Source organism: Streptomyces sp. NPDC058470 (genome assembly GCF_042721055.1).
Taxonomy (GTDB): Bacteria; Actinomycetota; Actinomycetes; order Streptomycetales; family Streptomycetaceae; genus Streptomyces.
Map to the genome: position 1 here is coordinate 1 of NZ_JBHXMF010000116.1, position 11,871 is coordinate 11,871.

The 11,871-nt window shown below is 70.5% G+C and carries 11 protein-coding genes; 3 read left to right on the forward strand and 8 right to left on the reverse strand.

All coding sequences use genetic code 11. The features are described 5' to 3' along the window. Positions 1-93: 93 nt before the first annotated feature. Complete coding sequence (locus tag ACFWP7_RS41955; protein WP_384393715.1) at positions 94-1,443, reverse strand: MFS transporter; 1,350 nt, start codon at positions 1,441-1,443, stop codon at positions 94-96. A gap of 65 nt (positions 1,444-1,508) precedes the next feature. On the opposite strand from ACFWP7_RS41955, the gene ACFWP7_RS41960 reads away from it, so the two are divergent. After that, positions 1,509-2,459, forward strand: coding sequence for a LysR substrate-binding domain-containing protein (locus ACFWP7_RS41960; protein WP_384393718.1), 951 nt, complete (start codon positions 1,509-1,511; stop codon positions 2,457-2,459). On the opposite strand, the gene ACFWP7_RS41965 is transcribed toward ACFWP7_RS41960, so the two are convergent. The 7 genes from ACFWP7_RS41965 to ACFWP7_RS41995 all read right to left on the reverse strand — a co-directional run bounded on the left by ACFWP7_RS41965 (position 2,413) and on the right by ACFWP7_RS41995 (position 10,063). Continuing rightward, entirely contained in the window at positions 2,413-3,300 is an 888-nt protein-coding gene (locus ACFWP7_RS41965; protein WP_384393721.1) for an anchored repeat-type ABC transporter permease subunit, read from the reverse strand. The two genes, ACFWP7_RS41960 and ACFWP7_RS41965, sit on opposite strands and share 47 nt — an antisense overlap. Continuing rightward, positions 3,297-4,022: an anchored repeat-type ABC transporter ATP-binding subunit gene (locus ACFWP7_RS41970; protein ID WP_384393724.1), complete on the reverse strand. Its 726-nt coding sequence runs from the start codon at positions 4,020-4,022 to the stop codon at positions 3,297-3,299. The genes ACFWP7_RS41965 and ACFWP7_RS41970 overlap by 4 nt, the downstream gene beginning before the upstream one ends. Beyond that, positions 4,019-5,374: a choice-of-anchor M domain-containing protein gene (locus ACFWP7_RS41975; protein WP_384393727.1), complete on the reverse strand. Its 1,356-nt coding sequence runs from the start codon at positions 5,372-5,374 to the stop codon at positions 4,019-4,021. Before ACFWP7_RS41975 ends, ACFWP7_RS41970 begins: the two co-directional genes overlap by 4 nt. Next, a complete protein-coding gene (locus ACFWP7_RS41980; protein ID WP_384393730.1) occupies positions 5,374-6,888 on the reverse strand; it encodes an anchored repeat ABC transporter, substrate-binding protein in 1,515 nt (504 codons plus the stop codon). The genes ACFWP7_RS41975 and ACFWP7_RS41980 overlap by 1 nt, the downstream gene beginning before the upstream one ends. After that, on the reverse strand, positions 6,885-8,495 hold the full coding sequence (locus tag ACFWP7_RS41985; protein ID WP_384393733.1) for a choice-of-anchor M domain-containing protein: 1,611 nt from the start codon (positions 8,493-8,495) through the stop codon (positions 6,885-6,887). Before ACFWP7_RS41985 ends, ACFWP7_RS41980 begins: the two co-directional genes overlap by 4 nt. Before the next feature lie 9 nt (positions 8,496-8,504). Beyond that, positions 8,505-9,155 (reverse strand): choice-of-anchor M domain-containing protein, encoded by a 651-nt coding sequence (locus ACFWP7_RS41990; RefSeq protein ID WP_384393736.1) that lies wholly within the window; start codon positions 9,153-9,155, stop codon positions 8,505-8,507. A 146-nt stretch (positions 9,156-9,301) separates the two neighbouring features. Then, on the reverse strand, positions 9,302-10,063 hold the full coding sequence (locus ACFWP7_RS41995) for an alpha/beta hydrolase (protein ID WP_384393739.1): 762 nt from the start codon (positions 10,061-10,063) through the stop codon (positions 9,302-9,304). Positions 10,064-10,176: 113 nt separating this feature from the next. Between ACFWP7_RS41995 and ACFWP7_RS42000 the strand changes: the two genes are divergently transcribed. Both ACFWP7_RS42000 and ACFWP7_RS42005 read left to right on the forward strand, forming a co-directional pair. Beyond that, entirely contained in the window at positions 10,177-11,331 is a 1,155-nt protein-coding gene (locus tag ACFWP7_RS42000) for an adenosine deaminase (protein WP_384393741.1), read from the forward strand. 142 nt (positions 11,332-11,473) lie between these two features. Then, positions 11,474-11,827: an ATP-binding protein gene (locus ACFWP7_RS42005; protein ID WP_384393744.1), complete on the forward strand. Its 354-nt coding sequence runs from the start codon at positions 11,474-11,476 to the stop codon at positions 11,825-11,827. Positions 11,828-11,871 lie beyond the last annotated feature (44 nt).

Sequence of the window (11,871 nt, forward strand, 5' to 3'; positions counted from 1 at the left end):
TTGAGGACGAGGCCGTCCAGGCCGAAGCGGGGGTCTGGGGGCGGCAGCCCCCAGGAACAAGGGACGGGCAGGGGCGGCGGGGGCGAAAAAACCTCAGTGCGCCAGCACCGGGCCCCGCCGGGCCCGTACCCGTGCCGCGTGGGAGCCGAACACCGTGATGGCGACGACGCCGAGGACGGCGAGCAGGCCGAGGGAGACGGTGCCCGCCCAGCCGCCGGCGTGGAAGGCGACGGCCCCGAGCGTGCTGCCGACGCTGGAGCCGACGTAGTACGCGGACTGGTACAGGGCGGACGCCTGCGCCCGCCCCCGCGTCGCCGTGTGGCTCACCGACGACGACGCCACCGCGTGTCCCGCGAAGAACCCCGCGGTGATCAGCACAAGGCCGAGCAGGATGAGGGTCAGCGAGTCGGCCAGGGATACCAACAGACCCGCGGTCGTCGTGCCGCCCGCCAGGTAGAGAGAGCCCCGGCGCCCCAGGCGGGCGACCAGCTTCCCCGCCGTGGACGCCGACACCGTACCCACCAGATACACCAGGAAGATCGAGCCGATGATGCCCTGGGGGAGGGAGAAGGGCGCCTCGGTGAGGCGGTACCCGATCACCGTGTACACCCCGCCGAACACCGTCATGAACAGGGCGCCGATGGCGTACAACCGGCACAGCAGCGGGTTCGCGAGGTGGTCACGGACCGTGCGGACAAGGACCCGCGGCCGCAGCGACCCGGCCGCGAAGTGCCGAGGGGCGGGCAGCAGCAGCCGGAACGCGACCGCGCATGCCACCGCGATCAGGCCGATCACTCCGACGGCGACCCGCCACCCCCACTCCTGCGCGACCCAGCCGGTGATGACCCGTCCGCTCATGCCGCCGACGCTGTTGCCCGCGACGAACAGACCGATCGCGGTGATGAGTGCCTTCGGCCGGACCTCCTCGGCCAGATACGCGGTCGCCGAAGCGGGCAGCCCCGCGAGCGCCGCGCCCTGCACGGCGCGCAGCGCGATCAGCGCGCCGATCGACGGGGCGAAGGGGACCAGCAGCCCGACCGCCACGGCCACCACCAGCGACGCCGTCATCAACGTACGCCGTCCGAACCGCTCCGACAGCGCGCTCATGGGGAGGACGAACAGCGCGAGCGCGCCCGTCGCGGCCGACACCGTCCAGCTCGCGTCACTCGCGCTGACGGCGAAGTCGTGCGAGATGAGGGGGAGGAGCGCCTGCGTGGAGTAGAGGAGCGCGAAGGTCGCGACGCCCGCGAGGAAGAGGGCGAGGCTCATCCGGCGGTAACCGGGCCCGCCCGGGGCCATACGGGAGTCGGCCGAGACGGCGGAGGCCGAGACGGTCGGAGCCGAGACGGTCGGAGCGGAGGCGGTGGAAGCGGAGGCGGTGGAAGCGGAGGCGGTGGTCGCGGCGTCCATGGTGGTGGACGCCCCGGTACTGGCAGAAGGCATGCTTCGAAGCTAAAGTCCCACCACTCATCCGTCCAATGCACAGAAACGCCATAATCGTTCCTGTGATGCATGAGCAGAGGTCAGAAGCGCACCTGTCACCGTCCAGTGACACAGAAGACATTGTGGCGATGCTCGTCCCGCGCCTCACCTACTTCGCGGGAGTGGCCCGCACCGAGCACGTCACGCGGGCCGCGCAGGAGATGGGGGTGCCGCAGTCGACCCTGTCACGGGCCATGGTCCGGCTGGAACAGGACCTGGGTGTCGAACTGTTCGCGAGAAGGGGGCGGACGGTCTCGCTCACGTCGGCCGGCCGTACGTTCCTCGGCTCCGTCGAACGTGCCCTCGCCGAGATCGAACGCGCCGCCGACGAGGTGCGCGCGGACGCCGACCCGGCCACCGGCAAGGTCGCCTTCGGCTTCCTGCACACCATGGGCTCGGAGACGGTCCCCGAGCTCATCCGCGCCTTCCGCGCCGACCACCCCCGCGTCCGCTTCAGCCTCGTCCAGACCTACGGCGAGGCGATGCTGGAACGGCTGCGCTCCGGAGAGCTGGACCTGTGCCTCACCTCGCCGGTGCCGGACGCGCCCGACCTGGTGGGCCGCCGCCTCGACGAGCAGAAGCTCCGGCTCGTCGTCCCCGCCGACCACCGCCTCGCCGGCCGCCGACGCATCCGCCTCGCCGAGGCCGCCGACGAGACTTTCGTGACCCTCGAACCCGGCTACGGCCTGCGCCGTATCACCGACGCGGTCTGCCGGGAGGCGGGCTTCAAGCCGAGGGTCGCCTTCGAGGGCGAGGAGGCGGAGACGCTACGAGGTCTCGTCGCCGCCGGCCTCGGAGTGGCCCTGCTCCCGCCACCGGCCTTCGCCCGCCCGGGAGTTGTCGAGCTGACGGTCACCGCCCCGCGGGCGGTGCGCGAGATCGGCGTCGCCTGGCTCGACGGTCACCCCGACACCGCGCCCGTCGCCGCCTTCAAGAAGTTCCTGCTGTCACGGCGGGGGCACCTGCTGCCGGAGTGATCCGCTGTCGCAGGGCCCGCGTCAGCAGCCCGTGCCGTGGCGCCAGAAACCAGGTGACGATGAAGACGCCGGTCAGTACGACGACCACCGAACCACCGGCGGCGAGGTCATAGGCGTACGACACATAGAGCCCGGCCACACTGCCCGCGCAGCCGATCCCGGAGGCGAGCAGGGTCATCGCCCACAACCGGTCCGTCAGCATGCGGGCCGTCGCCGCGGGCGTGATGAGCAGCGCCAGGACGAGTACGTTGCCGACGGCCTCCAGTGACATCACGATCGTCGCGGTGACGACGACGTACAGCGTCAGGTCGAGACGGAAGACCGGCAGTCCGGCCGCACGGGCGGTCTCCCGGTCCAGGCTGACGGCCACCAGTTCCTTGCGGAGCGCCAGGACGACGACGACCAGCACCGTCCCGATCCCGGCCACCGTCCACACGTCCGACGCCGACACCGCGAGCACCTGCCCGAACAGGAACGACGACAGGTCCGTCGTCCAGCTGTCGCGCGTCGACACGAGGACGATCCCGAGCCCGAACGCGAAGGCGAAGAACACCCCGATGACGGTGTCCTCCTTCAGCCGCCGGTTCTGCGACACGAAGGCGATCAGTACGGCGGTGGTGATCCCGGCGGCCGCCCCGCCGAGCAGCAGGTTCCCCTCGAAGGTGTACGCCAGCGCCACACCGGGGAACGCCGAGTGCGCCACCGCGTCCCCGATGAACGCCATCCCGCGCAGCACGACGTACACCCCGACGACCCCGCAGACCAGCCCGACGACGGCGGTAACAGTGAACGCCCGCTGCATTAAGGGCAGTTCCCAGGGGTCGAGCAGAAAGTCGATCACGCGATCACTCCCTTGCCTGCCATCGCGCGGTCCAGTCCGAACGCCCGCAGCATCTGTTCCGGGTCCGCGAGCAACTCCGGGCCGCCCTCCGCGAGGACCGTCCCGTTGATCAGCACCACCCGGTCGCAGGTACGGGCGGCGGCCGCCAGGTCGTGGGTCGTCATCAGCAGCGCCTTGCCCTGTTCGCGGGTGAGTTGACCGAAGAGGTCGTTGAGCAGATGTTGGGTGGGTACGTCGACTCCGGTGAACGGCTCGTCCAGCAGCAGGAGTTCGGGCTCGGCGGCGAGGGCGCGCGCCACGAGCACGCGCTGGCGTTGCCCGCCCGACAGCTCGCCGATGGGCCGCCGGCGGAGCGCCGTGAGCCCGGTCAGCTCCAGCGCCCGGTCGGCGGCCGCCCGGTCGACGGCACGCGGCACCCGCAGCCAGCCGATGGACCGGGTACGTCCCGTCAGCACGGCCCCCGCGACATCGACGGGGAAGTCCCAGGCGAACTCGTGGCGTTGGGGCACGTACCCGATGGGCGACGACTCGGCGCGCACCGCCCCGGAGGCGAGCGGGACAAGACCGAGGACCGCCCTCAACAGGGTTGTCTTTCCAGCTCCGTTGGGACCGATGAGCCCCACCAGCTCGCCCCCGTCGACGCTCAGTGAAGCCTCCCGCAGGGCCGGGCGTCCGCCCAGGACGACAGACGCCGAGTCGACCGTGAGCAGCGTGCCGCTCACGCTTCCTCACCCGTACGGCGGCGACGTGCGGCCCAGACGGCAGCCGCGCCGGCCACCGCCAGACCGACGGCAGCGGAACCGAGCAGGACGGGGTCGTCCGCGCCGGTGTGGGCCATGGAACCGGAAGGGTCGCCACTCGCGGTGGTGCTGCGGTCGGACGTCTCTGAACTCTCAGAGTCTCCGGCGGTGTTCGAGGGGGCACCCTCCCCGCCGCTCACCTCCGACGGATCCGTGTCGTCCCCGACCACGAAGGCCAGCGTCTCCGTGTCGCTCACCTTCGTCCCGCCCGCCAGCTGCCCGGACATGGTGACCGTCAGTCGGTAGGTCCCCTCCTTCTGGAAGGCCCAGCCGCCGTGCGCGTGGGTGTTCTGGGCGACATCGAAGGAGTCCGGCACGCCGTCCGCGCTGTTGAACAGCACGTCGGCGCCCGACAGTCCGTCGTACGTGTAGAGCGCGAAGTCGCCCGGCCCGGTAGCCTTGTCGAGGGAGAACCGCACCTCGCCCTTGGCCGCCCCCGACGCGATGTTCTCGGTCGACCAGCCGGGCCACAGCAGCCCGTCCTGCTGTATCTGGTCGAGCAGCCACACCGGGTCGCCCGCCCCGCCGAGGAACGCGAAGTCGTCGTTGTCCGGGATGGTCTTCTCGGCGGCCGGCCTGACGTGCAGCACGAGGGACGAGGGCTCGCGCCAGGTGGTCTTCCCGGCGACGGTTCCGTCCTTGACGTGGATCTGCATCTTCCCGCCCACGACCCGGGCGGCGATGTCGATGTGCCCCTCGTCGAGGGTGGTCCTGGTGGAGACGACGGTCACGTCGTCCTCGGCGGCGGACTGGGCTTCCTCGGCAGCGAGTTCGGGGACCTGCTGGGAGTTCTGGACGGTGAACGCCGAGATCACGGGAGCCTCGGGCACCTTGGCGGCAGGAGTCCCGGCCACCGCCGAAGGCGCGGGTGAAGTCGCCGTATCGGGCTCTTCCTCCGCCTCCGCGATGACCGCGTCCCCGACGAGCACCTGATACCGCGCCTCGGTCGCCTCGCCCGTACGGAAGACCAGCTCGTACGTCCCCGCAGTCGCGAACACCCAACGGGCGTCGCCCTCTTGGCCATCGGAGGTGACCGCCCCCGGCCCGTCGGCCTTGCTCAGCGACCAACCGTCCCGGCCCCAGCCGGTCTCGTCCGCCGTCACCTCCCACACCCGGGAACCCGCGAGGTCCGCGCCGCCCTGGGACACGACCACCCGGTGGGTGTCGTCCACCCTCACCACGGGCACTTCGCCGCCGTCCGCCGCGAAGGCGACACTCCCGCCCACCGTCAGCGAGGCGGCCAGCGCCACCACCGTACAAACCCTGCCGCGCATCAAGTGGCCCCTCCGCCAAGGCACTTCGCGAGCTCGGTCGCGTTGTGCCGCATCATCGCCACGTAGTCGTGGACCTTGTCGTCGAACGAGTCGCCGTAGATCGTGCAGACGCGTACGTCCTCGTCCTCGGCGACCCGGCGCAGTACGTCGGCGCGGGCGGCGAGGTTCGGTTCGAGGAAGACCGCCGGGACGTTCTTCTCCCGGATGGTGGTGCCGAGTTCCTCGACCTCGGCGGCGCTCGGCTCCTGGTTCGGCACGGGGACGACGAAGCCGGCGACCTCCATGCCGTAGGCGTTCGCGAGATAACCGAAGGCGTCGTGCGTGGTGATGAGCCTGCGGTTCTCCTCCGGGATCGTCGCGAGGGTGTCCGCGACCTCCTGGTCGAGCGCGCCGAGCGTCTTGAGGTAGGCGGCGGCGTTCTTCTCGTACGTCGCCTTCCCGGCCGGGTCCGCCGCGGTCAACTCGGCCTCGATGCGCCGCACATACGCCTCCGCGTTGGCTACGTCCTCCCACGCGTGCGGGTCCAGGTCGCCGTGCACGTGCTTGCCGAGGACGGCCTGCGGCAACACCCACAGGTCGGCGCCGGGCGCGCCCAGGAAGCCGTACGCGCCCTCCTCGGGCACTTCCTCCTTCGCCCGGTCCGGCACGTTGAGCGTGACCTCGTCGGTGGAGTGGTACGTCCGCTTGCCGGTGGCGGGATCGTCGGAGCGTACGGACACCTTGTGCTGTTCCGTGTCGAAGGCGACGTCCGCGTGCCCGTCGTCGAGCACCGCGCCACCCCCCTTGGGGGCCGCGCCGCCGACCGTGAAGGTCAGCGTGCCGCTCCCGGCGCCCGAGCCCTCGACGGTCAGCCGGTACATACCCGGCTCCGTGAAGGCCCAGTTGACGTGGGTGTGCGCCTCGGCGGGCAGTTCGAAGGAGTCGTTCTCGTCGAAGCCGTCGGTGGAGTCGATAGAGCTCTGCGGATTGCCGAGGGTGTCGGTGAGATAGACGTGCAGGTCGCCCGGACCTTCCAAGTCCGTTGCGCTGATCCGCATTTGGGCGCCGGCGCCGCCGAGGTCCCCCTCGACCGCCCACCCCAGCCACAGCACGTCGAGCCCGAGGTCCTCCTCCAGCTTGATGACCGTGCCGCCGTATTCCTCCAGTTTTTCGCTGATCTCTACCTTGGGCACGTCCGCGCGGGCGTTGCTGTGGACCATCTTGGTGATCCCGGGCTCTTCCAGCAGCAGGCCGTTGCTCAGGACCAGGTCGGCCCGCGCGACCGTCGCCGCGTCGCCGGGGCTCGGTTCGTAGGAGTGCGGGTCGCCGTGCTGCGGCACGATCGAGGTGACGTCGACCCGGTCACCGCCGACCCGGCGCACCAGGTCAGCGATGATCGCAGTGGTCGTCGAGACCTTCAACTCGCCGTTGTCCGAGCCCGTTCGGGACCCCGCGCACCCGGCGAGCAGTGCCGCCGCGAGACTCACTCCGACGGCGTTGCGCGTACGCCTTCTCAACTCCGGGCTGGTTCTCACTGCTGAGCTCGCTTTCTTCGTACGGCCCACACGGCGCCGCCTCCGACGATCAGCGCGGCGACTGACGCGCCGAGCGGTGCGAGGACACCGGAGCCGGTGGAGGCGAGAGCGCCGGTGGGCGTGGTGGACGTACGGCTGGTGGAGGATGCGGCATCCGACGGTGATGCCGAAGTCTCCGGGCTCGCGCTCGCGGTCCCCGACGGCGATGCGGACTCCGACGCACTGGCCGTCGGCGTCGCCGTGGCCTCGTCGCCCGCCCCGGGCGCCACCGTGGACGGGTCGACGTCATCGCCCACGACCCACGCGATGGTCTCCGTGTCGCTGACCTTCGTCCCGTCGGCGAGGGTCGCGCTCACGGTGAACCTGGTTCGGTAGACGCCCTCTTGGGTGAAGGCCCAGTACGAGTGGGAGTGGGCGTCGACGCTGTGCCGGAAGCTGTCGGGCAGGCCGTCGCCGCTGTTGATCCAGAGGTCCCAGCCGCTGAGCGAGCCGCCCGAGAAGACGGCCATGGTTCCCGGGCCCTGCAAGGAGTCCACCTGGTAGGTGACCTTGCCGTCGAGTGCGGACGGTTCCCACTCCTCGGTGTTCCAGCCGGGCCAGAGGATGCCCGAGACCTGGGCGAGCGGCAGCCACCAGACCGGGTCGCCCTCGGCGCCGAGGAACGCCGTGTCGCTCGTGATCCTCTTCTTCGCGGCCGGGACGACATGCAGCACGACCTCGTCGGGCTCGTACCACTCGTAGTCGTACGCCGTGCCCTCCTTGATCTGGAACCGCAGCCCGCCGTCGACGGGCCGGGCGGCGAGATCCAGGTGCCCGTCGTCGATGACATGGGCGCGGGGGGCGACAGTTTCCGTTGGGGGCGGGCTGCTCGTCGGTGGCGTCGGTGGCGTCGGTGGCGTCGGTGTCGATCCGTCGCCCGGCAGTACGGCCGTCGGGTCCACGTTGCCGACCGCGACCGCGAGGGTCTCGGTGTCGCTGGAGACGGTGCCGTCGGCGAGGGTCGTGCTCGCCCTGAGGGTGAGCCGGTAGACGCCTTCGGCGCCGAACCCCCAGGTGGGGACGGCGTGTTCGGTGTCCTTGCCCAGCGCGTACGAGGTGTTCGCGGTCGGGTCGGAGGCGAGGTGGACGTCCGGCGGAATGTCGTCGTAGGAGTCGTCCTCCAGCCAGTCGTAGAGGGCGAAGCCGCCCGGGCCCTCGAAGGCGGTGAGCGTCACCTCGGTGTCGGCACCGGCCTGAGTGCCGTTCCAGCCGGGTTCGAGGGCGAAGATCTGGTCCGCCTCCCAGCCGTTGAGGTACCAGGCGTCCATCAGGCTGCCCAACGGCACCTGGAGCGGGCCCTCGACGAACGACTTCGCCTCGGGTACGACGTGCCAGACGACCTCGGAGGGTTCGCGGACCACCGCGGTGCCCGTCCTCCGGTCGTCGATCTGGAGCTGGAGTTCGCCGTCGACCAGCCGGGGCGTGAGGTCGACCGCTCCGTCGTCGAGCACGACGGCGCCGGACGAGGCCCGGGCGGGCGGGGTGCCGCCCGCCAAGAGCCCCACCGCGCCGGTGAGTACCGCCGCCGCGGCGATCACCGCGGCGGCGTAGGTGCGTCCTGTACTCATCGGTGCGGATCAGCCCGACACGACGAAGGTGAGGGTCTCCTGCTCGGAGGTGACCGTGCCGCCGCCCACCGTGCCGCTCACGGTGAAGGTGACCTGGTAGGTGCCCGCCTCCTCGAAGGCCCAGTTGGGGTGGTTGTGGGCGCCGACGGTGAACGACTCGGCGCGGTTGGCGGTGCTGCCGCTGTCGAAGTAGCGGTTCACCGAGCCCGAGGCGTCGCTGTAGACGCTGAAGTCCTCGGTGCTCGCGCCGTTCCGGGTCGCGTTCACCAGGGTGTAGGTGACGGTGTCGCCGGTGAAGGTGCCGGTGGTGAGGTGCTCGGTGGAGACGCCGGCGAAGAGCACGCCGGCCGCGGTGGCCTCGGCCTCCGTGTCGGGCAGCAGCCACACCTGGGTGCCGGTGCCGAGGAAGCCGTAGCCCGGGTTGGTGACCTTCGCGGCCGCCGGGACGGCCAGGGTCACATCGGCCGGCTCGTACTCGGTGTCGGTCACCTCGTCGTGCACGTGCAGGTGCAGGGCGCTGCCGTCCCACTCCGAGTCGAGTACGTCGACGTGCCCGGACGACAGCGTTGTCGCGGCGAAGGCGGATGTGTTGAGGCCGGCCGCGGCGAGAGCGGCGGCGGCGATACCGGAAACGGTCAGCAGGCGCTTGCGGGTACGCAAAAGAGACCCCCCTGAGTCATGTACATGCCCTCCGTGGGCACATAAAGACGATAATCATTTTCAGTAAAGATGTGCAAGGGGATCCTGTGGCGGGGGTGCCGCGGTTTTCGCGGGTGGTGTGCCTTGTGCGTGTTGCGCGTGGGCGGCTACCGGCGCCGCGACTGCCCGAAGCCCGCCGCGAGCGGCATCCGCAGTCCCAGCGGTGGCGGCGCGGCGAAGGCGTCCTCCACCGGCCGGGAGAAGGAACGGCCGAACAGTGCGCCCAGGACGAAGTCCTCGGCCAGGGCCATGACTTCGGTCCGGTGCTGCTGCAGCGCGTGTCCGTCGGAGTGGACCTCGAAGCGGCAGATGTCGCGGTTGGCCTTCTTCGCGCGTGCCGCGAGACGGAAGGACAACTCCGGGTCGGTGCGCTCGTCGTTCGTGCCGTGCACGATCAGCACGCGCCGCCCGGCCAGCTGTTTCACCGGTTCGGGTGGTGCCGCCACATCCTCCTCGGGCAGCCAAGGGGCAAGCGCGAGCACGGAGTTGACGGCGGTGTGACCGCCCGCGCGCAGCGCCGCCCGACCGCCCATGTCGACGCCGACGAGGCACACCGGGACGTCTCCGTACCGGCGTACGATCTCGTCGGCGGCCCAGGAGGCGTCGGCCGCCAGTTCCGCCTCGCCGCCGTTCCAGCCGCGGACCCGGTAGTGCACGACATGCGTGGCCAGGCCCTCCATGCGTCCCGCGCGCGTCAGATGGCGCCCCAGTGTGTGGACGGAGGCGGCCGCCAGCATCGAGGACGGTCTGCGGGCGGAGGTCTCCTCGCCGCCCGGGAGCAGCAGGACGACCCCGCTGACCGCCGTCTGTTCCGAGCCGAGCGCCCTCCCCAGCCGGGCTCTGCGAACCGGCGTCGCTTGATGTGCCATGACAGAACAGTCTCAGAAGCGGCGGTGTACGCCACCCGTCCGCGGGGTCACCGTTACGTATCGACGGATCTGCCCGACAGGAGATCTACGCGCGTAGGGGCTAGAGTGCGGTAATGACGAGCCAGATCCGGAACACCCCGAGCTCGGAGCAGATCCGCCGGGCGCCCAAGGTCCTGCTGCACGATCATCTCGACGGAGGCCTGCGCCCCGGGACGATCGTCGAACTCGCCCGTGCCACGGGCTATTCGGGTCTCCCCGAGACCGACCCCGACAAGCTCGGGATCTGGTTCCGTGAGGCCGCCGACTCCGGTTCCCTGGAGCGGTATCTGGAGACCTTCGCCCACACCTGCGCCGTCATGCAGACCCGTGAAGCGCTCGTCCGGGTCGCGGCCGAGTGTGCCGAGGACCTCGCCGAGGACGGCGTCGTGTACGCCGAGGTGCGATACGCGCCCGAGCAGCACCTGGAGGGCGGGCTCAGCCTCGAAGAGGTCGTCGAGGCGGTCAACGAGGGCTTCAGGGAGGGCGAGCGGCTGGCCCGCGAGAACGGCCACCGCATCCGCGTCGGCGCCCTGCTCACCGCCATGCGGCACGCCGCCCGCGCTCTGGAGATCGCCGAACTCGCCAACCGGTACCGGGATCTGGGTGTCGTCGGCTTCGACATCGCCGGCGCCGAGGCAGGGTTCCCGCCCACCCGGCACCTCGACGCCTTCGAGTACCTCAAGCGGGAGAACAACCACTTCACCATCCACGCCGGCGAGGCCTTCGGGCTGCCCTCGATCTGGCAGGCGCTGCAGTGGTGCGGTGCCGACCGGCTCGGGCACGGGGTGCGGATCATCGACGACATCAAGGTCCACGAGGACGGCTCCGTGCAGCTCGGACGGCTCGCCTCGTACGTACGCGACAAGCGCATCCCCCTGGAGCTGTGCCCCAGCTCCAACCTCCAGACCGGCGCCGCCGACTCGTACGCCGCCCATCCGATCGGGCTGCTGCGGCGGCTGCATTTCCGCGCCACCGTGAATACCGATAATCGGCTCATGTCCGGTACCAGTATGAGCCGGGAATTCGAGCATCTGGTCGAGGCGTTCGGTTATTCGCTCGACGACATGCAATGGTTCTCCGTCAATGCTATGAAGTCAGCATTCATTCCTTTCGATGAACGACTGGCCATGATCAATGACGTGATCAAGCCCGGTTATGCCGAGCTGAAGTCCGCCTGGCTGTTCCAGCAGACCGCCTCCACCAGCGGTTCTGTGGAGGATGAGGGCTGATCGGAAGGGGTGGGAGGCGGCCGGGTCTTCACTTTTTCTCCATGACTCGGCCGCTTTTCGATGTTTGCGGAAGGCCGCTTGAGGTGTTTACGGTCTTGGACCGCTCACATCCCCGTCTCACGGATCCAAGGACGCATTCAAAATGAAGCAGTCTGCTGCCAAGACCCTCGGTGTCGCCGCTCTCGGTGCCGCCTTCGCCGCCGCGGGCACCGGTGCCGCGAATGCCGCGCCGGCCGTGCCGGACGTCTCCTCGGCGCTGGGCACCGTCACCTCGACGCTGCCCGCGGAGAACGTGTCCAAGGCGCTCCCCGGGGCGGGCGAGGCGATCGCCCAGGGGCAGGGCGCGCTCGGCGCGGGTGTGGCCGCCGCGCAGCCGATCGTCGCGCGCATCCTCGCCGACGGGCCGACCGCGCCGGTGGCCGGGCTGCTCGGCGGTCTCCCGCTGCAGGGCCTGCCCACGCACGGGCTGCCGGTGAACGGGCTGCCGCTCGGCTGAGGTTGCCTTCGGACGGAACGCCGGTGGGGCGCACCCAATCAGGG